The following is a 24,623-nucleotide window of genomic DNA, read 5'->3' on the forward strand; positions in this document are numbered from 1 at the left end:
ACAGAATTAGGTCGTCCTCATACCCAAGTTGTCACTTGAGTTCTGTTCAGATAAGCAGGTGCTGTCTTTTAAATCTTTGTGCAACAAAGCCTATTAAAACTAAAACTGATCTTAGCGCGTTAAATCTGAAAATGAAACGTCAAGAGCTACCAATTTCTTTTTGCTTAAGCCAGATCGGCTAAAAATTTTAAAATTGGCTCAACGAGTAACTTGGTATCAAAAAGGATGGCATCGTGCGTGCCCTGTATTTTTACCAAATTCAGATTTTGGGTTGTTAAAAACACAGATTCTTGACTAACTTTGTAAGGAACCAACATATCATTCTCGGAAAATATAAATAGCATCTTGACTGAATGATTTTTTAAGATATCCACTAGATTTAATTGCTGCAATAGATAAAGATGCTTAACCTGATAGTTTAAATCAATACTATTTAACTGTTGGTGCAATAATTTTGTACGTTCACGTGCTGCTGCGCCAGCTAAAGTGACCAAGGTACAAAAGCACTGCATCCCGCGTTTGGGATCAGCCAGTATGGAGGATTTAAATTGTGTATATTGTTCAACTGGCATTGCCTGTGGCCATGCTTCGTTGGCCACGAAACAGGGATTTGACATACAGCAAATCACTGGCTTGGCAATTTTCAATTGTTGCTGGATTTCATTAGTCAGCAAAAGTACCAACTGTCCACCCAAAGACCATCCCATCAAGACATCAAAAGAACTCGCCTGCCTAACTTTTTCGGCCAAAATACTTTCCACGTTAGGATCAAAAATATCCCATACTTCAACTTGATGCTGCTGCCGTAACTGTTCTACAAACGGGGGTTAAGACCGCTGTTCCTAGCCCCCAACCCGTAATCATCAGTATCTTCATTTTGTCTGCTCCAATAAAAGGGACCAATTCAAGTTGAAATGATCCCTGTTTGTTACACGATTAATTAAGCAGGTTGCATCGCATCTACAGCCAATTCTTTAGCTGTTTTCTTGGCAGCTTCAGCTTTTAAGCCTAATTTAGCAAACAAGGCTTTGTCTTTACCTTCACCACTGTTCGGGGCAGTAAGCAATTTATCACCTGAAAATAATGAGTTAGCTCCAGCCATAAATGCCAGTGCCTGATCAGAGTCAGAGAGAGATTCACGACCTGCCGACAAGCGGATATAACTCTTCGGCATAATAATCCGTGCTACCGCAATAGTACGAATCCAGTCAATCACATCCAGTTTTTCAACATCGGCCAGTGGTGTGCCTTCAATAGGAACCAGCATATTTATGGGCACCGAACCCGGGTGAATCGGCATAGTCGCTAGTTCAAATAACAAACCGACTCGGTCTTGTACGCCTTCGCCCAAGCCGACAATACCGCCACTACAGACATTAATTCCGGCATTACGCACATGATCAAGCGTATTTAAGCGGTCATCAAAGCTACGTGTACTGATGACATTGGCATAATATTCACGTGAGGTATCAAGGTTGTGGTTGTAATAATCTAGCCCTGCATCTTTCAGACGTTCCGCTTGTGAGGCATTCAGCATCCCTAGGGTCATACATGTTTCCATGCCCAGTTTCTTGACTTCCTGCACCAATTCCAGCACATACGGCATATCGCGTTCATGCGGGTTACGCCATGCTGCGCCCATGCAAAAACGGGTCGAACCGGAAGCTTTGGCCTGTTTGGCTTCAGCAATCGCCTTTTGTACTTCTACGCGTTTTTCAATTTCCAGATCAGTATCATAATGTGCAGATTGCGAACAGTATTTACAATCTTCCGGACAACGGCCCGTTTTAATTGAAAGCAGAGTACTGACCTGAACAGTATTCGGTTCAAAGTTTTGGCGATGAATTTGCTGTGCCTGAAACAGTAAATCCATTAAAGGCAAGTCATAAATTTCTTGTATTTCGGCACGTGACCAATCATTACGGATCATCTTGTCTGCATCATCTAAAATTCAATTGAGTAAATCATACGCTGTTTTTTTTATTTTTCTTTAGCGTTTTATTTCATATTCATTGCCTGCTTAAAATAGCTTTAGTTTATCAAGCTATTTTGAAAGCTTATTTAACTCGAATCCTGCTTAAGCCGATGATTCCTTAATTTGAATTGTTGGCTTATTTTGATGAGGGAGTTGATATGCACATAGTGAGGCGTAAATTCCACGCAGAAATCCATGAAGACTACGTGCTTTACTCGTCACTAAATTGTATTGCCCCTTCAATAAACTGAATAATGTTTCTATCTTATTGTGTTGTCTTAGGTGATATTCATCTGATACACAAAGTTGAATAGCCTGCATATTCTTTCGATGATAAATAATTAAATCAATACCTTGATATTTCAATCTAATTTTTAATTCTTGGCTGATGTAACCTCGATCCCCGTAAAGTTTTGCTTCTACACCAGCAACCAATTGCTCAACCATTTTTATGTCAGCAACATATCCATTCGATAAAGCAGAACAGCCAATTTCACCAAATTGATTCATCGCAATATGTAATTTACAGCCATAAAATCAGCCCATTGAGCTTCTACCACGAGATGCAATTTGGACTAATAATTTATGATGCTGAATACGTTGAGTTTTACAAACTGGCAGAGTTGTTGAATCAATCCATAGATATTGTGTACCTTGGCCTTTCATCAGTGTCACATGTAAGGCTTGTAGAGCTAATTCATGCATATTGATTAGATGAATCATCCTTTGATAGCAAGGCAAGTACTTAAATAAATGGCTTTTACCTTCTTTTACCCAGCTAAAAAAAGGCTTTGAAATTATTGAAATGAGAGCATTTGTATCAAATGGCAATAAAGCAGATTTCTGAAATTGTAAATTGAGCAGTTCTGATTCTTAAGGAACCACGGTTTTGTTTGAGAAACTCTCAATAAGTTGATTCAAATTTAAGAAAAATCATCAATTACGCAGAATAATTCGGTACTATTGAACATCAGAACTAGAGTTTTGAGTTTGGTGTGTCCGTATAACACTTGTTTTACACAGTCCGCCTCAATCCAATATAAATTTATCTTTCAATAACTTAAAACAAAAACTTCCCAACCACGTCTTGCTTAATCCAACCATTTCCAATATTCTATGTGGGTTGTTATGTGGGACAAGAATAACCCTATGCCTAAAAAAGCCAAAGAACTCTCGGCACTCAGTGTAGCAAAAATCAAAAAAATGGTAGGCATGCTGTCGGTGGTGTAGATGGTTTGCACCTACGTATTGTGAATAGTTCTCGTGTCTGGATTTTACGTGCAGTAGTGGGAAAACGTCTAGATAAAGACGGAAAGTTAAAGCCTCATCGCCGTGATATTGGTATTGGTCCCTACCCCGAAGTTTCTTTAGCTGAAGCCCGTGCTAAAGCAATAAAATTAAGAATACAAATTCGAAATGGCATTGATCCAATTGCACATAAACAAGAACAGCTCAACAAGCTTCATATTCAGAAACTACGTGACAAAACATTCATTGAGTGTGCAAAAGTTGTTATAGCAAATAAAACCCGTGAACTCAAAAATGAAAAACATATTGGTCAATGGACTTCTACATTAGAAACTTATATTTACCCAACTTTAAGTGATATGAGTATTAGTACCATTACTAAAGTTGATATTGCCGAAGTTCTTAAGCCTATCTGGATTGATAAAAATGAAACAGCTAAACGTATTCGTGGTCGTATAGAAACCATTTTTGATTATGCCAAAGCTATGGGATATTTTGTAGGTGATAACCCTGCTGAATGGAAAGGCAATCTAGAACCAATTCTAGGTAATTTAAAGCAGGAATCACGCCCTCACCCATCGTTACCCTATGAACATCTTGCTGAATTTATTCAGCACCTAAGACAGAAAAAAGGTATTTCTCCTAAAGCCCTAGAATTTGCAATTTTAACTGCTTGCCGTTCTGGTGAGATTTTTGGGGCAAAATGGCAAGAAATTGATTTTAAGAAAAAGGTTTGGATTATTCCTAAAGAACGAATGAAAGCAGATAAAGAGCATCGTGTTCCTTTGTCTCAACAAGCTATTAATTTGCTTAAATCAATTCAAGCATATACTCAAGCACAAGATTTCATTTTTCCTGCACCTCGTAATGGGCAGATGCTTTCTGACATGTAATTGACCACTCTGATCAAACGAATGCATGAACAGAAGTTTAAAGAAAAATGGCTTAGGCTATCTTGACCCTAAACAGAATAGAGTAATCACGACACATGGCTTCCGCTCTACATTTCGTGACTGGTCTGCTGACAAAACCGATTATCCACGTGAAGTTTGTGAGCATGTGCTTGCACATAAATTACCAGATGAAGTAGAAGCGGCTTATTTACGTGGTGCTTATCTAGAAAAACGAAAAGGATTGATGAGTGATTGGGCAAAGTTTTGCTATCAAAATATTATCCAGTGATGGATTAAAAAATATAATTATATTATTACAAAGACTTAGATTAAAAATAAAGTTGTGATGTCAATTTGGCACAAAATTTATTTTATGTATCGAAACATAACTATTCAATATTTTTACTTCCAAACAAATTGCTTACTGCAAGAAGTGCTGTTTCAGACATAGCTTTTATCGACAATCAGATCATCGATAATTCCTACGACTTCAATCAACTTGCAACTTGACAATTGTGGAATTTCCACAATCATTTCAAAATAAGTCGGGTATACATCTACCTCAAAGGCAAGGTAAGTTTTTGTAGTTGCCCCGCCTCATAATCTTCCAACAAGTAGCTACCATAAAATTTCGTGGTTTGTTAGATTTTTATCCAAATTTCATCAGTTCAAACTCTGCGAAATCTATTCAAATAATTAATTTTAGACAGGGCATAAAAATATTTTATTTCAATAGATGAGAAGAATGGAATATATACATCAAATAAGGATACACCCTAAAAATTGTAACTATATTGCCATCACTTTGAATTTTCCGGCGCCATCAGCCACTTTACACTCGCATCGAATAGCTTAACCCCATCTGAAGACAAGTCTGAAAAAGTGTCATTATGAAGAAAGAACATCAGCCGTTTAGCTGGCGCTAAAGATTCATAATCCATAGTTGCACCTTTTTCATATCCCCAAATCGCTGCTTTTTCAGGTTCGCCGTAGACCGTCGCAATGATCGTAGCCCCTAATCCAGGTTTCCCCCAATTCATCATGGTCTGTTTTTTATAAACATTCAGCGTGCCCGCAGGTAAATTCGCAGATAAGCGGTGTGGCGCATTTACAAGCCATAAATATCGAGCTTTATCGACTTCACCAAAATCCTGACCTGAGCGTTTCCCCGTCATGGCTGAATCATCAATATAATCACTTTCCCATGTCATCAGTGGAATTTCTAACTGACGCCACCCTGCTTTTAAGTTTTTTGATCCAACTGTTGAAGACAAAATAATTGCATCAACTTGTTTAATTTGTTTTGGATCTTGGAGCTGGTCTAATATTTGAACGGCATATCCCAAGGCTTCTAAGTGCTGTTTTATAGCCAAATCATTTGCGTATGATGGCCCGTTTATCTGAGAAATTAATGCGATATGCGTACTCACTTTAGCTGCAAATGCACTCATGGATGCTGTTAAAAAACCTAGGCTCAGTGCAGCAATCAGCATTAAAAAAAGTTTTTTCACTGTGTGATACCTTGAAAGACATCGGAACTTTGATCGTTCAAATCAAAGTTCCTCAAAAATATATGGTTAAATTTAACTACAAAATGTTCAATGGACGAAAAACAAGAACTGATTAATATTTAAACTTCACATTAAAGAGAAAAGTTCGCGGGCTGCCAAAACTGAGCAACTGGGCATTGGGTGTTGTACCTTGAATATAATCTTTATCAAATAAATTTTTAATGCTTAAACCCATGCCCCAACGTTGAGCATCGTAGCCAGCATTCACATCAAATAACGTATAACTCGGCATACGGACAGAATATGTTCCACGCTGTGCTGTTCGTTCCCCTTGAAGACGTACTCCTGCCCCCATATTCCATCCCAGTTTATCTGGGCTAAAATAATATTGGCTAGACAATGATGCTGCATTTTTAGGGACATGATTAATGCGCTTCCCAATCTCACTACTGGTTAAACTTTCGGTGACTTCAGCAGTTGGGATATAGCTATAGGCAGCGGATACATGCCATTGGTTAGACAGAGCTGCAGATAATTCTGCTTCATAGCCTTTGGTTTGCTGCTCACCGGTTTGAATTGAATAGCCTAGAGTTGAATCATTTTCTGTAACATTGCGGCGCGTGAGATCATAGTAAGCGATATATCCTTGTAAACGCTGGTCAAGTCCTTGAAACTTCATACCAACTTCCGTTTGTTTACCTTCTTCGGGGTCGAGTAATGTACTATTCGCTCCAGTATCGGTTACAGGCATAAATGAAGTTGAATAGCTAATATAGGGCGCAAAGAAATCATTGATGCGGTACATCAATGATGCACTGCCCGTAAATGCATTATCCGAGTTTTGTACGGTTGTATTATTTATTTGGTTTTCAACACTCACTTGCGTCCAATCATGGCGTCCAGATAAGCCTAAAATCCACTGATCATCAATTTTAATGGTATTTCTTAAATAAAGCCCGGTATATTGATTATAGGTCAAATTCCATGACGGCTTGCCTTGCGTCGTAGGGGTAATGCCATGCTCTAAGTTATCTGCATCAATCGGGTTTACATTATCAACCCGCTGATAGTAGTCACTGCGCTCTTTCATCATATCAACTCCGGCTGTCACTTCGTAATCAATATGATCTGTTTTAAAACTTCGCTGCAGATAATTATCTAATGCAAAATTAGTATCCTGCTTATCTTGATAATTGACTTGCCGTTTCACAATTGGGAAGGCCGCTCCAGAAGCCGCAAAAACTGAGTTACTCCAGCTGCTATTTTTCGTCACAGCAAAATTCTGCTTAAAAATCCAATCATTATCAAAATAATGAGTGAAGTTACTGCCTACACGATATACGTCCACATCATAATAGCGATCAGGCTCTCCAATAAAAATGTTACGTCCATAATTTTGATAGTTTTGCGGAATTCCCTGATTTCGAATATATTTTCTGTGCTGATAGCTAGCAATCACAGAAAGATCATTTTTATCATTTAAATCAAAGTTATATGATGATGCTAAATACTGATTTTTAAAATATACATAATCTGTCGGATCATCTTGATCAGACACACGGCCAACGAAACGAAATGCCCCTTTTTCAGTTTGATTTGGCGCATAGTTAATATCAAATGTGCCTTCTTTAAGCCCATAGCTTCCATAGCTCAAATTGGTCCGATAAAACGTTTCCGCTTCGGGGCGCTTTGTCGTTAAATTCACCAAGCCCCCTGGCAGAGCTAAACCAAAACCCACAGAAGTAGGCCCTTTCACAACTTGAATAGAATCTAATCCACTAATATCTTCAGATCTTAAGACATTTGTTGAAGTTTGCACGCGCAATCCATCAACATAGGTTTGCGCACTCGAAATTTGACCACGAATGATAAAATCATCCCAACCACGACGCCCATATGAACCTGATGTAACACCAGCAACGCCTTCTAAAGCATCGGCAACAGTTTTAAGCTGTTTTTCTTGAATTTGCTCACTCGTTATGACACTAATGGATTGTGCCGTTTCAAATATAGGATCATTTGAACGCAATACAGAGGATGCAGTTTTTGCAGCATACTCTTTATTTTCCTTTTGTTCGGCTTGAGCTTGAATTGTTATCGTCGGTAAACTTTGAGCTGTTTCAGTATCCGTTGCCTGAGCATGAGTCGACACATTAATGATTGCTAATATTGCTGAACTAAGTGGGAGTAATCTATATGGCATTTGGCGGCAGAACGAATGGAAATGTATGGAAGCATTATAAAAAAACCAAAACAACAAATAATAATGATTTTTATTTATATTTACTATTTATTAAATATATGCACTGTTTTGGGAGACTAGAAATCGAGATATTACAAAATTTGAATCTGATCACATCGTCAAGATGACTTAGAATGAATCGTTTTCCACCATTTTCGTTATTTTCCAGTAAAAATTTCCCCGAATATTGCGGTCTATATAAAACTTGCTGAGTATTGATCATTAAACAGCATTGAANNGGTTTATGCAACAAAGCCCTTTTCACATCCAAAATTTGATGAGGGGTAGGTTGAGGGGTAAAACCCTAGATAAAAAATAAAACCTTTTAAAAACAAGGGTTTATTTAAACATTTGGCGGAAGCAGTGGTAACTCAACTGATGCCTCTAGTCCTCTTATTTTTCAAGTCAATTTCTTATCCGCGATTCGGGTTAATTAAGGATGCATAAGCTTCCTTTTTTATAGACAAATGTACAAGAAACAATACTATAACTTTACACTAGTTCTATCTACGAACCTTTGATTTATACTAGCCGGATAACATCACCGGCTTTAAATCAGTTTAGCGACTTTATGAACTTAAAGAAAAATAAAAGACAGCTTGTCTGGGGTTTAAATCTGCTTGCATCGATGATGTATGGCAGCTTTGCTCATGCACAGAGCATCAGCTTTCAGGACGCTGAACGTCAGTTGTTGCAAAATTCTTATAGCAGCCAAGCCTATCAAAGTCTGGAACAGGCTTCAAAACTTGAAGCTGAAGCAGTAAAAGGCGTAGGTCTACCGCGTGTCGATCTGAATGTTCGTGCCTATGCCTTTCACAGTGAAGTCGATATTCCATTAAAGCAATTTAAAAATAATCTGGAGAATTCACTCTCCCAAGGCGTGAATGGCCGGCTTAATGAGTGGGAGGCCAGTAATGGCGTGGATCTACCTGCAGGTATTACCGATCCACTGCGTGATGGACTTAACAATACTATTCATAGCGGAGTTGGTCTGATTCCGGATACGTCTAATGTCATCCTTGAAGATCAGGTGATTCGCCCCACTGTTTCCGTGATTATGCCAATATATACCGGAGGCCTCACCCGTAGTGCCAAAGAAATTGCCAATATTCAGGTCGGTCGTAGTCAGCTCAGCAACAAACAGCAGCAAGACACGCAGCGTTTTGAACTGATTCAAAGTTATTTCAATGTGCAGCTCCAAAAGCAACTGCATGCAGCAGCGCTGTTTAATCTGAATGCTATGCAGCAGCATTATCGCAATGCCTTAAAGATGGAACAGCAAGGTTTTATCAGTAAAGGCCAACGCATGCAGTTTGAAGTAGCACGCAATAATGCCGAGCGCAGCCAGCAAAATACGCAAGCCAATTTGAATGCTGCCCTGTTCCAGCTGAATAATCTGCTTCAGGAAAGCGGCATCACCGAACTTTCGACGCCTTTATTTGTCAATAAAACTGAGCCACAGGCTTTAAATCATCTGCTGAAAACCTTTAGTCAAAACTCTGCGCTGATTCAAAAAATGCAGCTGGATACCCAATTGGCCCAAGCCAATGTCAAAGCCCAGCAAGCAGCTAAAAAACCGAATATTTTTGCTTTTGGTGAATATAGTCTGGATCAAAATGAAAACTGGATTGTCGGAGTTGCCGCACGCTATAACCTGTTTTCCGGGATCGATAAAAACAAAAATATTCAGGCTGCCGAACTCAAACGCTCTGCCACAGAACTGCTCACTGCACGCACCCAGCAGGAAATTGAAAATCTGATTTATAAATCTTATAGCGAAGCACTCAGCGCACAGCAAAGTGATGCACTTCTGGCACAAAACTTGAAAGCCGCACAGGAAAATTTACGCATCCAAGAATTGTCTTTTAAAGAAGATACGGGCACCGCCATACAGGTCATCGATGCACAAAATATGCTGAGCGGACTACGAGCCGAAACTGCCTTGAATGCTTACAAATATGTGATGTCACTGGCCACACTATTACAAAGCCATGGCTCGATTGCAGAATTTCCGAACTACATCCAACATACCAACACTCACTATATTCGCTAATGGAGCCGAACATGAACGAAGATCAACAATCCAATGATCCTGTGAATGAAGCGGCTTCATCCAGCGATACAGATAAATCGCCTGCGCAACAGATAGAAACAAAAACTGAAATAGAAAACAACGCGACGACTTCGACCGAGCAACAACAAGCTCCTGAAATCGCTAAAAAGAAAAAATATTTATTGCTCGCCCTGATTCCAGTTCTGCTGGCAGTCATCGCTTTTGGATTATGGAAAAGCTACCAACCGGCTCCGCTTGAATTGCAGGGTCGTGTAGAAGCTGAAACAGTTCAGGTGGCGACCAAAGTGCCAAGCCGTATTGAAGAAATTTATGTAGAAGAAGGTCAGCGGGTCAAAAAAGGCGATGTACTGGTGCGCTTAAACAGCCCGGAAATTCAGGCCAAAAAACAGCAAGCCGCAGCGGCTTTACAATCTGCGCTAGCCTTACAATCGACTGCTGAACGCGGCTCGCAGGAAGAAAATATCGCCAGTCTGTATGCCAACTGGCAAGCGCTGAAAGCACAGCAAAATTTAGCCAAAGTTTCTTATGAGCGTGGTGCAAATTTATTGAAGGAAGGTGTGATTTCACGCCAGCGCCGTGATGAATTGTATGCAGCCAGTCAATCAGCGGCGCAAATGACAGAGGCGGCGTATCAGCAATACGCACGTGCCAAACGTGGCAGCACTTCGCAGCAAAAGAGTTCCGCCGATGCACAGGTAGATATTGCCCAGGCTGCGCTGAATGAAGCCAATGCTTTAGAAGCAGAAACCCAATTAGTAGCACCTGTAAACGGAACGGTGTCTAAAACCTATGGCAAAGTCTCGGAGCTGGTAGCCACCGCAGTCCCTGTGGTCAGCCTGTTTGAAGATCAAATGTGGGTGAGCCTGAATATTCGTGAAGACCAATATGCCCCGTTTCAGAAAATGAGCAGTATTGAAGGTTATATTCCCGCCCTAGATAAAACCGCCACTTTTAAAATCAAGCAGATCAGTGCTGAAGGTGAATTTGCCACCATTAAGACCACACGCCAAACCGGCGGTTATGATGTGCGAAGTTTTAAGCTGCATCTTGTGCCCACACCAGCGATTCCTGAACTGAAAGTTGGGATGAGCGTGTTATTTAAACTGAAAGAGACCCGATAATGTGGACGGGTATATGGCGCGAACTGCGCTATCTGCTCCGCGAAAAATGGGATCTGTGTCTGGTCACGCTCGCACCTGCACTGGTGATTATTTTATTCAGCAGCATGTTTGCTCAAGGGAAACCGGATCATTTACCGATTGCGATTATTGATCAAGACCAGAGTGCGCTGAGTCAAAGCATTTATCAGCATGTGGCGCTGAATCATACTCTTAAAATTGCTACGGTGTCGGAACAAACAGCTGAAATTGAGCGCCTGTTAAATCAAAATAAAATTTGGGGTTATATCCATATTCCCAGCGGTGCCGAGCAACGTCTGGTTCGTGCCCGGGATGCTGACATCAGTATTGCCTTTAACCAGAGTTATTTCAGTATCGGAAATACCATTTCCTCTGCCATGCTGGTCAGTACCCTGCAAGCACTGGCTGAATTTAGCGGACAGCAATATCTGGGCAACCGGCTGCCTTCTCTCGAAGCACCGTCACCGCATATCAAAATATCGCCGCTGTATAATCCACAACTGAATTATGAATTCTATCTGGAACTCTATGTCATTCCGGCAATTCTGCATTTACTGCTGTGTTGTTGTGTGGCATTTTCCGTCGGTCAGGAACTGAAGCGGCAGACCTTAACAAGCTGGATTAGCAACTCATCCATCTGGATGACATTACTGTCTAAGAACCTGGTCTATGTGGCTATTTTTAGTCTATGGACCTGGATCTGGATGTTCTGGCTGATTGAAATTCGCGGCTGGTTTGTTGCCGGCTCGCTCGCTCTGATTCTATCGGCACAATTTCTGCTATATAGCGCTTATGCATTTTTAAGCAGTGCAGTGGTTCTAGCAACCAAAGATTTAAGTAAATCTTTTGGCATCATTGCGGTCTATGGTGGTTCATCTTTAAGTTTTGCCGGTGTGACCTTACCTTTAAATAATGCGCCCCTATTCACCCAGTTCTGGTCCAATATTATTCCGTTCACGCCCTATGCCAAATTACAAACTGAACAATGGGTGATTGGTAGTCCATTGCATATTTCACTGCAAGCTGGATTAATGCTGCTGATCTATGCCCTAGTCTACGCTCTGCTGGCTTATCTGTTTCTTAAAAAAATCGCCAAAGGAGCAACACCATGAAATCCCTTTGGTTTTACTATCTACAAAGCTTTAAAGATATCGTCAGTCACGGCACGATCTTTACCACGCTGATTCTATCTGTCTTGTTTTACAGCTTTTTTTATCCAACCGCTTATCAGGCACAGCAGGCTGAAGCCTTACCGATTATTATTGTCGATGAAGAACAAAGTAGCTTAAGTACCCGCATTATTGGTCAGGTGGCACAAAGCCCCAATGTCGAAATTCAGGCGATTACCGGAAATTTTGCCGAAGCCAAACAATGGATGGAATCTCAAAAAGCCGATGGTATCTTGTTACTACCGGACAATTTATCGCAAAGCTTAAGGCATGGTGAAACAGGCGGAATTGGACTGTATTTAAGCACGGCCAACTTTTTAGTGACCAAACAAATTGGTCTGGGCTTAGCTACATCAGTTGAGCAAACTTTGGCAGATTATACTGAACGCTTTGGCAAGGTCTCGGATTTTTCACCTGCCCTTTCTGTGCATCAAATTCCTTTATTTAATCCGCTGTCCGGCTATGGCAGCTATGTCTTTCCTGCGGTTGCACCTTTAATTATTCACCAAACCATTCTTTTGGGTTTGAGTATGCTAATTTTAGTATATCGGGAAAGAAAAGTAGAATTAAACGCAAATGCATTGGTTGGGATGTGTTTAGCGGTCTTTACTATTGGCTGTCTGGGATGTTTCTATTTATTCGGCTTTAGCTTCTGGCTATTTGATTATCCACGTGGTGGCAACCTGTTCGGGATGCTACTGGCTGTTCCAGTTTTTATCTATACAATAATTGGCATGACCTGCCTATTCGCCAGTTTTCTGGATTTGCCGGAACGTGCGGGTCATGTGATTGTATTCACTTCCATTCCACTGTTCTTTTTATCTGGTGCGGCCTGGCCGCATGCTGCAATGCCTATCTGGATGCAAGTCGTTGGCGAAATCCTGCCTTCCACCCAAATTGTGCAGATGTTTATTCAACTCAATCAGATGGGTGTACCTACAGAGCTAGTCTTGCCTAAATTGCTTTATCTCGGAATGATCGGCAGCTTGTGCTTTTTCTTGGCTTATCGACGTTTAATTTCAAACTGTGGAACTTTCTAGCTAGGTGTTTAGTCCCAGATTTTAATGGTGTAATATTCTCAGAGAAATGGAAAGATGCAGCACTATGGGACAAGTTCTACACAACAGCGCCACAACGACACAGACAGTGCGTCGAGCAATACAAAATAGTTAAGAGAGCTTAATAACGCTAGCCAAGCGTTACGGCATCAATCAAAAGACTGTCGCAAAATGGAAGAAACTTACTTCAGTAGATGATCTTACAACAGGGCCAAAGAATCCTCGCTCAAGCGTGTTATCGCCTGAAAATGAGGCGGCAATTGTTGCTTTTCGAAAACGCACTTTGTTGCCGCTAGACGATTGCCCTTATACATTGCAGCCGAGTATTCCTTATCTGACACGCTGGTCGTTACACCGCTGCTTGCAGCGGCATGGTATTTCATGACTGCCTAAGGTACAAGGTGATCGGCCTGTCAGAAAGCGCTTCATAAGAAATTGAGATCTTTAGAGAGGAATGAATTATTAAAATCAGTCAAACGGCTAGGTCGGTCACTTTGGAAAAAATGGTCTGGTTATCATCATCGAAGTTTAGTGGAAACCAAAATGCATTGCATCAAATGATTAGGCGATAAATTAACAGCAAGGAGTTTTGCTAGTCAGGTGGATGAGATTCATGCACGTGTAGCAGTTTTGAATAAATTCATAGAATTAGATCGCCCTAATACCCAAGTTGTCACTTGAATTTAGCTCAATTAGGGCAGCATTGTCTTTCAAACCTTTGTGCAACAAAGCCCTTCCCCTGATTGATATTTATTATTTAGTTTCCCAGTAATATGTTGATTCTTTTGCGACTTATTGGCCATTTCTGCGAATCGATCTGATGTTGTGGAGCTTGGCACTTCTCGCCCTATTGTTACACCAGAAAATTACCCCTATTCATCAAAAGGCGGTCAATAAAATTCACGCCAAACTAAAAGTTACGCAACAGGAATCATCAACATGATATGGATTGCAGTGATCGGTCTGCTTTGGCTAAGCTGCTTTGCCTTTTATACTGTAAGTGCAAAGCAGATTCTAAAAACCCGAAAATCTCGGTACGCTTTTTTAGCGAATTTTCCTACGTACACTAAATTCGCAGCAGGTATTTTCTTATTCGTTGCAATGGTTTTATTACGGACCCGGTTTAGCTCCAGTATCAGCTTTGTGGCTCTATGGATATTTCTAAGCCCTGTACTGTTTATCTTTATCTTAAAAATGAATAAAGCACTTTAGTATTTATTTAAAATCAGAAAGTAGCAAACAGCCTAGTGCGCTACTTACATGCCCTCTATTGAACCAATCTACCCAGTATCTGCTAAACCTTGCCAACCTACTTTTAAATATTTCAGATTCATTATTTTGGCTAGAATCAAAAATTTAAATTGGTAGGTATTTGGTAGGTAGGATTCTTTTTAACTTCATCCAATACTCATATTACGGTGAGGGTCACCGATAAAATAATCAATGAATGGTAGAAGGAATCACACCATGGCTTTTAAAAATATTTCAGATCAAACTAACGGTTTTTATATTCCCTGTGTTTCACTTTTTGGTCCGGGCTGTGCTAAAGAAATCGGGATAAAAGCACAAAATTTAGGTGCCAAGAAAGCGCTGATTGTAACTGATGCGGGGCTGTTTAAATTTGGTGTTGCAGATGATATTGCAAACTATTTGAAAGAGGCGGGTGTTGACAGTTATATTTTCCCAGGCGCGGAACCCAATCCAACTGATATTAACGTGCATCATGGAGTTACAGCTTATAATGAAAATGCCTGTGATTTTATTGTATCGTTAGGTGGGGGTTCATCACATGACTGTGCCAAAGGCATTGGCCTAGTCACTGCAGGTGGCGGACATATCCGTGATTATGAAGGGATTGATAAAAGTACCGTCCCGATGACACCACTGATTGCAATCAATACTACAGCAGGGACAGCTTCGGAGATGACACGTTTCTGTATCATTACCAATACCGATACCCATGTGAAAATGGCGATTGTAGATTGGCGTTGTACACCACTCATTGCGATTGATGACCCTAAACTTATGTTGGCCAAACCTGCAGGGCTGACTGCGGCAACAGGTATGGATGCCTTGACGCATGCAGTAGAAGCCTATGTGTCTACAGCAGCAAACCCAATCACTGATGCCTGTGCAGAAAAGGCGATTACCATGATCAGCGAATGGCTTAGCCCGGCAGTGGCGAATGGGGATAATCTGGAAGCACGGGATGCCATGAGCTATGCCCAATATCTTGCCGGAATGGCCTTTAACAACGCCTCTTTAGGATATGTGCATGCGATGGCACATCAGCTCGGAGGCTTCTACAACTTGCCGCATGGTGTTTGTAATGCAATTCTGCTCCCCCATGTTTGTGAATTTAACCTGATTGCTTGTCCTGAACGTTATGCCAAAATTGCCCAATTGATGGGGGTGAATACAGAAGGCTTAACCGTAACTGAAGCAGCTTATGAAGCGATTGGCGCCATTCGTCAGCTTTCGGCTTCAATTGGTATTCCATCTGGGCTGACGGAATTGAATGTAAAAGAAGCTGACTTGGCCATCATGGCGGAAAATGCACAAAAAGATGCCTGCATGCTGACCAATCCACGTAAAGCCAGCCATGCCCAAGTGGTAGATATTTTTAAAGCGGCGATGTAGTGCCTCAATGTAAGTCTTCTTTCCAATCATCTGACTTACATTTTTAACAGCCCCTGTTTCACTTTCTGAGGAAGTGTGCCAAGAGCAGACATGCATTTTCCTGTTCCTGGCTGATCCTTTTGCCTTCATAAGAGGATAAAAACGGGGGGTGTTTCTTTTTTATCAAGCCCCTTTCATTATGATTATCGACATTAATCCCATGGTAGAAAAATGCCAAGATTTTTTTAGCCCGTTTCAGCCACAAATAAAATTTCATAGCGTATTATCTTACGATTATATTTGATCCCTGAGGAATAAACTGCGCGTCCTTCAAATGACATGAAGGTGAGCGTAGCTGATTTTAATGAAGAGCATCCCATCAAGCAGCTAGGCAAACTGGGTAGCCACTGATAAAAATTTTAGGATCAGGTTCAGTCTAAATCAATAAGTAAACCCACAGTAAGCAAGGATAATACTTAATATTCCAGAATTTTCCTATTTTAACTGTTTAGCTTTACCGACAGTTACATCAGCTTTAAAGATTTTTATATTTTAACAGAGTCTGATGAACGGGATGGATTTTGGGCATCAGTTCAATCAGGCGTTCTATAGCATCAATCGCTTCAGGAAAATGTGCCACATGTTTCAGCAGGACATCGGTTTCATTAGCCTTGAAAATGGCATCGCTCAGGCGTGATTCCAGACAATCTCTCCAAGCGCATAGAAATGGACTTTCTGTTCTAGCCAGAAATACGCCGGTACATAATTTCAAGGCTGAATCAATATATCCAGCATCTAGGGATTGCTCCATCATTAAAAAGTCAGCCTCTACATCCGCCAATAAACGATAGGGTCTGGAACCCAGCATACCACCTAGTACATCGCGTAACTGTGACATTTCTGCTTTTAAAGTCCCTATACTGACCTTGCGTTCGCCATATAAGGCCTGATGCAAGGTATCTAGACTCAGGCCCTGCGGACATAAGGCCAGAATGGCTAGAATTTCAATCTGTCGAGGGGTCAGAACTAGTACCTTGCCATTAAACAGCACTTGAGGTACTGAAAAAGCCCGAATAAACAGGCGCTGCTTCTGGCATTCTAGTAGAGCCGACTGGATGATCGTAGCACAGCGCTCCGCAGCTAGTAGTGCTAAACTGTTATGCTTTGGCCAGGTAGTTGACAGATCAATGACACCTAAGACCTGTTTTGAATAGGGATCAATAATCGGAGCAGCGTAACAAACCCAATCATGAATGGAGGACATGTAATGTTCACTGGAAAAGACACAGCTGGATTGTTGAGTTTTTAAGGATAGTGCCAATGCATTGGTTCCGACTAGCTCTTCGCGCCATTGTCCACCTTCAATAAAATGTACACTTTCTGCGGCACTTTGCATTTGCGGGCTGGACGCTGTCCAGATGATGGTGCTGCCTATATCACCGACTGCCAACACCATCGATGACTGCTCTGCAATATGTTTCAAGTCTTGTGCACAATGGTGTAGAGCATAGGCTAAAGTTAAAGAAGAAGTGGTCTTTTTTATATCTGTCAGTGGTGCTGCTAAACGATTCTTAGGGATTTCAGCCGAGGATGAGCGCTGCCAAGAACTAGCAATACTCTGTCCCAGCTGTTCTGCATGCAGGGGAGATAAACTGCTACTTTGCCGAAGCTGATCGATATTGTGCCTTTTTTGCGCCAAATCTTGTTTTGTCATCATTCCTTATTCTCACAACAATTCATGATTTACATCCGCTGTAATCGTTATTCTTTTAAAATAGATGAAAAGATCGTGAACATGCTAGCTCCAACCTTTTTCCAACCTTACCTCATTTATATTAATCAAATAAGGTGCAGAAGTACCTTATACCAAAGCTGTAGAAGCGGTTTTGCCATACGAAAATAAGCAAAGGAAATAAATATGCGTTACATCGATCCCAATCAACCTGGTTCAAAAATTCAATTTAAAGCACAATACGATAATTTCATTGGCGGCGAATGGGTCGCTCCGGTCAAAGGCGAATACTTTGACAATCTCTCTCCGGTAGATGGCAAAGTCTTTACCAAAGTACCGCGTTCTTCTGTAGAAGACATTGAATTGGCCCTGGATGCAGCGCACAAAGCCAAAGAACAATGGAACAGAGCATCGCCGACCACCCGCTCCAATATTCTGTTGAAAATTGCCGACCGTCTGGAACAAAATCTGGAAATGTTGGCTGTAGCAGAAACCTGGGACAATGGAAAACCGATCCGTGAAACGCTGGCTGCCGATATTCCACTGGCCATTGACCATTTCCGTTATTTTGCCGGCTGTATCCGGGCTCAGGAAGGTGGCATTTCCGAAATTGATGAAGATACTATCGCCTACCATTTCCATGAACCGCTTGGTGTAGTCGGACAAATCATTCCCTGGAACTTCCCGATTCTGATGGCCGCCTGGAAACTCGCGCCAGCCTTGGCTGCAGGCAACTGTATTGTGCTGAAACCTGCAGAACAGACTCCGGTCAGTATTCTGGTGCTAGCTGAACTGATTCAGGACATTTTGCCGCCGGGCGTGTTGAACATCGTCAATGGCTACGGGGTCGAAGTCGGCCGTCCACTGGCGACCAATCCCCGTATTGCCAAGATTGCCTTTACCGGCTCGACTGCCGTCGGCCAAATGATAATGCAGTATGCAACTGAAAATATTATTCCGGTAACGCTGGAACTTGGCGGTAAATCACCAAACTTGTTCTTTGCCGACATTATGGATCAGGAAGACGATTATCTGGACAAAGCTCTGGAAGGCTTTGCCATGTTTGCCCTGAACCAGGGTGAAATCTGTACCTGTCCTTCCCGTGCCTTGGTACAGGAAAGTATTGCCGATGAATTTCTGGCGCGTGCAGTAGAGCGGGTGCAACGGATTAAGACTGGTCATCCGTTAGATACCGACACCATGATTGGTGCGCAAGCCTCACAGGAACAGCAGGACAAGATTCTGGGTTGTATTGCCACTGGCCGTGAAGAAGGCGCACAGATCCTGACCGGTGGTGAAGCACGTCATGAAGTGGGTCAAGGTTTCTATATTGAACCGACCATCTTTAAAGGCACCAATGACATGAAAACCTTCCAGGAAGAAATCTTCGGGCCTGTACTGGCTGTGACCACCTTCAAAGACTTCGATGATGCGATCAAGATCGCCAATGATACGATTTATGGACTCGGTGCCGGTGTCTGGTCACGCTCAGCGCATACCTCTTACCGTGCAGGCCGTGCTATTCAGGCCGGCCGGGTCTGGACCAACTGTTATCACATCTACCCTGCCCATGCGGCTTTCGGTGGTTATAAAAAATCAGGGATTGGGCGTGAGAATCACAGAATGATGCTGGATCATTATCAGCAGACTAAAAACTTGCTAGTCAGCTATTCGACCAAACCAGCCGGGTTCTTTTAAGAAGTGAAATAAAAGCGAACTTCGGTTCGCTTTGAATGTATGGTAGCTAGCTTTCACAAAATATCAGCAACATCTTCAAGCTGCGGCCAATTCAAATAAAGTTTTTAGTCTATAAACACTTTTTTTAAAGGAAAGAGCATCACCTCAAATTTCTATTTGCAATAGTGTCATTTCAAGATAATGTCACTCTATAAAGATTTCGCCACATCCTCCAGCCATTTAGTGCAAGAAGAATAAAGAGAAAATAGAGTACGGCTGTTAAATACAATGATTTATGGGTGTACATACCGACATAAATTACATCTAGAACACACCATAATCCCCAGCTTTCAATATATTTTTTGGCTGCCCAATAACTTGCCACCAAGCTAAAAGAGGCCAACATGGAATCCAACCAAGGGAGTGATGCTGTGGTGAAATGAGCAAATAAGGCGCCAATCACCAGACCGGCGACAATACCCACAATCAGGCTATATACCCAGATTTTTTTATTCAAATAGCCAATCTGCACGGTGATAGCCTGGTCATGATTTTTCTTCGACCAGCTATACCAGCCATACAGTTGCATCAAGATAAATACGGCTTGTAATGCTGCGTCTGCAAATAAATTGACACGATAAAAAATAATCATATATAAAAATACAGCGACAATATTCACCAACCAGCAGACTTTATATTGTTTGGAGGTCAGCCAGACACCTAAAACGTTTAAAATGAACGCTGCAATTTCTATATTTTCCATAGCAATATAACCTGATTAAGCAGCCAATTTAGAAGTTCAGATTGAATGACAAGGTTGCTGTACGCGGCGAACCCAAGAATAAATAATCATCACCCAAAAATTCACCTGCATCACGCCAGTATTTCTTGTTGAACAGATTATTAATATTCAAGCGCAGCAATGCATCGGTCGTATTTAGCTTAAATTGATAAGCAGCGCCTAAATCAACCACACTATAACCTGCAACTTTCGCAGCACCCTCTTTATTGGCATATTTGCTGGAACTGTATTGACCACCTGCCAGAACAGTGAAACCTGCAATGCTCGGTACGTTATAGCGAAGATGTGTTGCGAAACGAGCTTTTGGCACGTTTTGCGCCTGATGATTACCATATTCAACCGCTTCTACATTTTCTAAACGGGCTTTAGTCAAGGCAAAAGATGAAGTTAAGGCCAGATGATCGGTTAATGCACCATTCAGTCCGAGCTCCAGACCCTGACTATGTTGTTCGCCTTCCGCAACAAAATAGCGAAGTCCTGAAATCGGCTTGCTATATTGGTTGTCTTGGCGTAAATCAAATAGCGAGGCAGTCAATAAAAACTGCTTGATCTGTTGTTTGAAACCAACTTCATATTGCTCTGAGTAGATCGGTGCTAGGGTTTCAGCAGCATTCTCTGCAAACCAAGGTGCTGATTTTCCATCTGACAAGCCTTTGGCATACGAGGCATAGACGGTAGTCGATTCCAAGGGGCTATAGCTGATTGCGAATTGCGGTAAAAATTTAGCTAAATCGGTATCGCGAACTTTTATTACCTGCTTACCCTCTGCATCATAAGCATGTGCTTGCTCATCAAGCTCGATCCATTTTCCGCCAATTAAAGTGGTCCAATGTTCATTCCATTCAATACGGTCTAATGCTGTAAATGCAGTTTGTTTACTTTTAAGTGCTTGATATTTTGGTCCAGCATTCGCTGTTACTGGGGAAAAATCTATAGTTTCTGTATAAATATTACCTACACCAATCCATTCATTGACACCAGCAAAACGATCTCGCGATTTATTGGTTTGTGTAATATCAAAATTTAGATAATGTTGCGCCCAATTGGTATCAATCACCCCATCTAGTTTGACTTTAAATTGGTTGGTTTTAAAGGTTTCATCTGGATTCTGATAATCGTAAATATCATACTCGCCAGCTTTACCAAACGTATTACAGGAATACGCTTCTAGACAGCCTTCCCGATAATATCCATAAGCAAAGCTTGAATAGTCATCAACTCTGGATTTACTGTGGGCTGCAACGAGTCCCAAGTTCCAGTCATCATTCAAAGCATAACTATATTTTAAACTGCTATTCAGACTATCGATCGTGACCGGTTTGCCCCAAGTCTGATAACCCAGCAATCGATCCCATTTCACATTTTCTGGGGCTTTGCCATCCAGTAATTGATAACCTGGCACTGATTTTTGTTCGGAACGCTGTGCTTCAAGATCAAGTTCTACTTTGGATTGCGCTGACATCTTCCAATCCAATGCCAATGCCGCTAAATAGCGTTCACCCTCCACATGATTGACATAAGAATCCATCTGTTCATTCACCAGATTGATGCGATATCCGAATTGTTGCTCATCACCCAAAAAACCACCGAGATCAGTTGCCACTGAAAACTGGCCGTGTTGATCGGCCGAGAATGTCAGTGCCTGAATATCTTTCGGTCGCTTGGTGACATAATTAACCACCCCACCCGGGGTTGACATCCCACTTTGAATCGCGGAAATGCCTTTTAAAATTTCCACACGCTCTTTATTTTCAAGTGCAACGTTTTGTTCACCACGAATCACATTGCCATTAATGAGGTAGCTTGATGCCAAATCAAGTGCAAAGCCACGCGAGACAAAGTTTGGATAATAGCCAATTGCAGCATAGCCATCACCGATGGCTGCATCATTTTTTACCACATCGCTCAGCACACGAGCATGTTGTTCAGCAATGAGATCGGCAGTCAAGATAGAAACTGATGCAGGTATTTTTTGCAAATTCTCCGTACCAAAACCTTCAATATTCACTTTGGTACTCGAGTAAGGAATGCTTTGATCGGCTGTGATAACAATCGTGTCAAGCTTTTGAACATCGTCTTCAGCATAAGTCAGCGGGACTAAACACAGCTGCGACAGAATGATCATATTTAAAGATCGGATTAATACATTCTGTTTGAGTTGACGAGTGTTCATACGAAACCTTATGTCTGTGAAGTGGGTGATGATGCTGGGTTTAGAGAGAGCATTGAGAAGATTGCAATTCATCTTGAATGAGCCGGGTTAAGGTCTGGGTAAATTGTTGACCTTGTTCGCCAAAGAACCAGTCCACATGACCGATAATCCAGTCGTAATAAGCAGCATCTGCATGGTTGAGGTTGTGGGTAATACCCACAAAATACTCCAGCTCTGAAAAAGCGAAATCCAAATGCACGATTTTCAGTAGTTCTGGCAAAATACTAAAATCTTCTTGTGGATGTACTTCAGAAAAATAAGCATGTAGAAAGGCAGTTAAACCAGCTTCATCAATCTGAATATGTGGGCTCTGCTCTAATTCCAACCAATTAATGAAATTACGTTCAATCGTCACAGCCAGATCATAAAGTGCAGAGTTTCGGTCAGATAAACCAAAATCAATTACGGCAGTAATTTCAGCTTTGGCATCCGGCGCTGACCAGAATAGATTAGAAGCGTGTAAATCGTTATGGGTCCAAATTTTGCTTGCCTGTTGCAATACAGGCTGAATACGCTGGTGAACCTGTAAGATTCGATCTAAGAAGTAAGGATCTAAATTTTTATCGGCAAAATAACGGCTTAATTCTGAACTGTTTGCAATGCGCCGTTGAATGGCTGTAATGATATTTTCACTGTCTAAAAGCTGCTGATTGGAAACCAAATAAGATGCTGATCTGCCCTGCTGTTCGGGAAAATCCTGCATCGCCATATGTAACCTTGCCAGTAATTGCCCCGCTTTCGCAGCATGTTCAGCATAGAAAAAAGGTTTCCAGGATTGCTGATCTGCATACAGATCTAAGCCGACTGCTTTTGCATAGACTTCATAGGTCCAGTCACCTAGCTCTAAAGCAGTCAGACCTTGATTTGAGCTAATCAATGCTGCAACAGGAATTTCTTTGCTAGCTAAATGCTGAAGAACAGCATGCTCCTGTAAAATATCGCGGGCACGACGAAAGGAACAATGGCTGCGCTTAATCAAATACTGATGCGCGACTGCTTCATCCCTGATCACAAAATCCTGCTCCACCTTGACCAGCGCCGCAGATGAAAATGGCCGGGGACTATACCACAAAATCTCAAAATGACCTTGTAAACAGGAATAGTGCTGCTGCAGGCTTTGTAATTCTGGATCAGAAATATGTGCCCAGTCTTTATTTTCCCAGGCATTGCCCATACCATGACCTAAATCATTGGTAATTATGGTCATCATCACTATTCCTGAGCTAGATCATTATCTAATAATGGAAAATCATCGTTTAGGCGAACATGCAAACAGTATTTTTAAATACATTTAATATTGAAGACACGCCCTAAAATTAAGTGGTACATACCAGTATTAAATTGAAGGCAAGTTTAGCCTTATAAATATAAAAATAGAATAGATCTCTCGCATAAATCAAAAAATGATCTTCTTTTTGGTTAATATTCGAACTCCAGATTTCTTAGCATTCGCGCATAATCTGCGGATGAAAATATATCGATTCAAACAAGCTTTCTTATCCTCAGTTCAAGCGATAACGTAGTTTTGAAATGTACCGTAATTCATTTTCATGACTTCACTAAGTAGCTCTTTAAATCCCTGTTTATCAGCAGCAAATTCTACCAGTGATTCATTGTTCAGATCAGTAACACATGCCATGGTCGAAATGACCTGTACACTATGAGCTTTGAATAACCCTCTCAAAATTTCATTTGAATGATTTTGGTCTTTAATGAAGTTCTTTAACGGCTTAGCAGGGATTGCCCAAGTATCGAAGTCTTTCATCTGTATCTGACGAACTTCAATGTCATTGATTTTGATGCTTCGATTCGTTTCTAGAAAAAAATCATTCATAATGATGTCTCAAATTAGATTTTAATGACAAAAAAATACCCTGATGGTTATCCCATCAGAGCTAAATATAAAATTATTTATTTCTTAATTTGAAATACTTTGATCAATCAGTTTCTCAATAGTATTAGAGGCAACATCATTAAAGTATGCACACTCACACTTAACTTCTTCTATTGTGCATTAATGGAAATACGATCCTCTTGGCTAACATATGATTGATGAAGCATATTTTCATATTCTTTCAATGTTTTTTGCAGTACAGTATTTGGATCCTTTTCCCAATAACCAATACCCAGCTTACCATCAATATTTGCAGCGTAATATTTAGGTTGATCATATTGAACCGTACCGGGTTTGTCGGAGACCACTTTTCTTGAGATGAGAAGCATTGCTTCGAAAGACGTAGCGAAGCGTAGTATCCCGATGACAAAATTAAAA

Annotated in this window: 15 protein-coding genes and 7 pseudogenes; 11 read left to right on the top strand and 11 right to left on the bottom strand. The window is 41.2% G+C overall.

Translation table 11 applies throughout. The features are described from left to right. Positions 1-164: 164 nt before the first annotated feature. The 3 genes and pseudogenes from B3J29_RS07080 to B3J29_RS07090 form a co-directional block, all read right to left on the bottom strand. Positions 165-876 (bottom strand): annotated as a pseudogene (locus tag B3J29_RS07080) (alpha/beta hydrolase). Positions 877-940: 64 nt separating this feature from the next. Further along, complete coding sequence (gene bioB, locus B3J29_RS07085) at positions 941-1,930, bottom strand: biotin synthase BioB (RefSeq protein WP_004812090.1); 990 nt, start codon at positions 1,928-1,930, stop codon at positions 941-943. 147 nt (positions 1,931-2,077) lie between these two features. Continuing rightward, a pseudogene (locus tag B3J29_RS07090) lies at positions 2,078-2,946 on the bottom strand (IS982 family transposase). 178 nt (positions 2,947-3,124) lie between these two features. Here B3J29_RS07090 and B3J29_RS07095 point away from each other — a divergent pair. Beyond that, positions 3,125-4,405 (top strand): annotated as a pseudogene (locus tag B3J29_RS07095) (tyrosine-type recombinase/integrase). 511 nt (positions 4,406-4,916) lie between these two features. Here B3J29_RS07095 and B3J29_RS07100 read toward each other — a convergent pair. Next, entirely contained in the window at positions 4,917-5,627 is a 711-nt protein-coding gene (locus B3J29_RS07100; protein ID WP_004812080.1) for a hypothetical protein, read from the bottom strand. A gap of 112 nt (positions 5,628-5,739) precedes the next feature. Continuing rightward, positions 5,740-7,830, bottom strand: a complete 2,091-nt coding sequence (locus B3J29_RS07105; RefSeq protein ID WP_004812079.1) for a TonB-dependent siderophore receptor — start codon at positions 7,828-7,830, stop codon at positions 5,740-5,742. A 610-nt stretch (positions 7,831-8,440) separates the two neighbouring features. Here B3J29_RS07105 and B3J29_RS07110 point away from each other — a divergent pair. The 9 genes and pseudogenes from B3J29_RS07110 to mdh all read left to right on the top strand — a co-directional run bounded on the left by B3J29_RS07110 (position 8,441) and on the right by mdh (position 15,949). Then, on the top strand, positions 8,441-9,922 hold the full coding sequence (locus B3J29_RS07110) for a TolC family protein (protein ID WP_004812073.1): 1,482 nt from the start codon (positions 8,441-8,443) through the stop codon (positions 9,920-9,922). 11 nt (positions 9,923-9,933) lie between these two features. Further along, positions 9,934-11,064 (top strand): HlyD family secretion protein, encoded by a 1,131-nt coding sequence (locus B3J29_RS07115; RefSeq protein ID WP_004812071.1) that lies wholly within the window; start codon positions 9,934-9,936, stop codon positions 11,062-11,064. Then, positions 11,064-12,194 carry an ABC transporter permease gene (locus B3J29_RS07120; RefSeq protein WP_004812069.1) on the top strand — a complete coding sequence of 377 codons (1,131 nt, stop codon included), beginning with the start codon at positions 11,064-11,066 and terminating at the stop codon, positions 12,192-12,194. Before B3J29_RS07115 ends, B3J29_RS07120 begins: the two co-directional genes overlap by 1 nt. Further along, positions 12,191-13,291 carry an ABC transporter permease gene (locus tag B3J29_RS07125; RefSeq protein ID WP_004812067.1) on the top strand — a complete coding sequence of 367 codons (1,101 nt, stop codon included), beginning with the start codon at positions 12,191-12,193 and terminating at the stop codon, positions 13,289-13,291. The genes B3J29_RS07120 and B3J29_RS07125 overlap by 4 nt, the downstream gene beginning before the upstream one ends. A 64-nt stretch (positions 13,292-13,355) precedes the next feature. Then, a pseudogene (locus tag B3J29_RS07130) lies at positions 13,356-13,691 on the top strand (IS481 family transposase); the annotation flags it as partial. Between the two features lie 50 nt (positions 13,692-13,741). Further along, positions 13,742-13,990 (top strand): annotated as a pseudogene (locus B3J29_RS07135) (IS5/IS1182 family transposase); the annotation flags it as partial. Positions 13,991-14,042: 52 nt separating this feature from the next. Next, positions 14,043-14,252, top strand: a pseudogene (locus B3J29_RS15350) (PepSY domain-containing protein); the annotation flags it as partial. Then, entirely contained in the window at positions 14,249-14,521 is a 273-nt protein-coding gene (locus tag B3J29_RS15355; RefSeq protein ID WP_004779934.1) for a hypothetical protein, read from the top strand. The pseudogene B3J29_RS15350 and the gene B3J29_RS15355, both read left to right, overlap by 4 nt. 255 nt (positions 14,522-14,776) lie before the next feature. Continuing rightward, entirely contained in the window at positions 14,777-15,949 is a 1,173-nt protein-coding gene (gene mdh / locus B3J29_RS07140) for an iron-dependent methanol dehydrogenase (RefSeq protein ID WP_004647793.1), read from the top strand. 514 nt (positions 15,950-16,463) lie between these two features. Here the strand turns inward: mdh and B3J29_RS07145 are convergent. Then, positions 16,464-17,645: a hypothetical protein gene (locus B3J29_RS07145; protein WP_004779935.1), complete on the bottom strand. Its 1,182-nt coding sequence runs from the start codon at positions 17,643-17,645 to the stop codon at positions 16,464-16,466. Between the two features lie 201 nt (positions 17,646-17,846). Between B3J29_RS07145 and B3J29_RS07150 the strand changes: the two genes are divergently transcribed. Further along, positions 17,847-19,358: an aldehyde dehydrogenase family protein gene (locus tag B3J29_RS07150; protein ID WP_004779936.1), complete on the top strand. Its 1,512-nt coding sequence runs from the start codon at positions 17,847-17,849 to the stop codon at positions 19,356-19,358. A 172-nt stretch (positions 19,359-19,530) separates the two neighbouring features. On the opposite strand, the gene pnuC is transcribed toward B3J29_RS07150, so the two are convergent. The 5 genes and pseudogenes from pnuC to B3J29_RS07175 form a co-directional block, all read right to left on the bottom strand. Then, entirely contained in the window at positions 19,531-20,100 is a 570-nt protein-coding gene (gene pnuC, locus B3J29_RS07155; RefSeq protein ID WP_004812066.1) for a nicotinamide riboside transporter PnuC, read from the bottom strand. Positions 20,101-20,128: 28 nt separating this feature from the next. Then, entirely contained in the window at positions 20,129-22,312 is a 2,184-nt protein-coding gene (locus B3J29_RS07160; protein ID WP_004812065.1) for a TonB-dependent siderophore receptor, read from the bottom strand. A gap of 40 nt (positions 22,313-22,352) precedes the next feature. After that, positions 22,353-23,558 carry a phosphotransferase enzyme family protein gene (locus B3J29_RS07165; RefSeq protein WP_034424589.1) on the bottom strand — a complete coding sequence of 402 codons (1,206 nt, stop codon included), beginning with the start codon at positions 23,556-23,558 and terminating at the stop codon, positions 22,353-22,355. Between the two features lie 300 nt (positions 23,559-23,858). Further along, positions 23,859-24,185 carry a hypothetical protein gene (locus B3J29_RS07170; RefSeq protein ID WP_004812063.1) on the bottom strand — a complete coding sequence of 109 codons (327 nt, stop codon included), beginning with the start codon at positions 24,183-24,185 and terminating at the stop codon, positions 23,859-23,861. Between the two features lie 170 nt (positions 24,186-24,355). Further along, positions 24,356-24,623, bottom strand: a pseudogene (locus tag B3J29_RS07175) (hypothetical protein); the annotation flags it as partial.

The sequence above is a fragment of the Acinetobacter sp. UBA5984 genome (genome assembly GCF_002429925.1).
Classification (GTDB): domain Bacteria; phylum Pseudomonadota; class Gammaproteobacteria; order Pseudomonadales; family Moraxellaceae; genus Acinetobacter; species Acinetobacter variabilis.

Bases quoted from the DNA above. Each gene is read 5' to 3' on its own strand.
- B3J29_RS07165 (WP_034424589.1), bottom strand. From the start codon at position 23,558: ATGACCATAATTACCAATGATTTAGGTCATGGTATGGGCAATGCCTGG.
- B3J29_RS07150 (WP_004779936.1), top strand. From the start codon at position 17,847: ATGCGTTACATCGATCCCAATCAACCTGGTTCAAAAATTCAATTTAAA.
- B3J29_RS07170 (WP_004812063.1), bottom strand. From the start codon at position 24,185: ATGAATGATTTTTTTCTAGAAACGAATCGAAGCATCAAAATCAATGAC.
- B3J29_RS07105 (WP_004812079.1), bottom strand. From the start codon at position 7,830: ATGCCATATAGATTACTCCCACTTAGTTCAGCAATATTAGCAATCATT.
- mdh (WP_004647793.1), top strand. From the start codon at position 14,777: ATGGCTTTTAAAAATATTTCAGATCAAACTAACGGTTTTTATATTCCC.
- B3J29_RS07145 (WP_004779935.1), bottom strand. From the start codon at position 17,645: ATGATGACAAAACAAGATTTGGCGCAAAAAAGGCACAATATCGATCAG.
- B3J29_RS07120 (WP_004812069.1), top strand. From the start codon at position 11,064: ATGTGGACGGGTATATGGCGCGAACTGCGCTATCTGCTCCGCGAAAAA.
- pnuC (WP_004812066.1), bottom strand. From the start codon at position 20,100: ATGGAAAATATAGAAATTGCAGCGTTCATTTTAAACGTTTTAGGTGTC.
- B3J29_RS07115 (WP_004812071.1), top strand. From the start codon at position 9,934: ATGAACGAAGATCAACAATCCAATGATCCTGTGAATGAAGCGGCTTCA.
- B3J29_RS07125 (WP_004812067.1), top strand. From the start codon at position 12,191: ATGAAATCCCTTTGGTTTTACTATCTACAAAGCTTTAAAGATATCGTC.
- B3J29_RS07110 (WP_004812073.1), top strand. From the start codon at position 8,441: ATGAACTTAAAGAAAAATAAAAGACAGCTTGTCTGGGGTTTAAATCTG.
- B3J29_RS07160 (WP_004812065.1), bottom strand. From the start codon at position 22,312: ATGAACACTCGTCAACTCAAACAGAATGTATTAATCCGATCTTTAAAT.
- B3J29_RS15355 (WP_004779934.1), top strand. From the start codon at position 14,249: ATGATATGGATTGCAGTGATCGGTCTGCTTTGGCTAAGCTGCTTTGCC.
- bioB (WP_004812090.1), bottom strand. From the start codon at position 1,930: ATGATCCGTAATGATTGGTCACGTGCCGAAATACAAGAAATTTATGAC.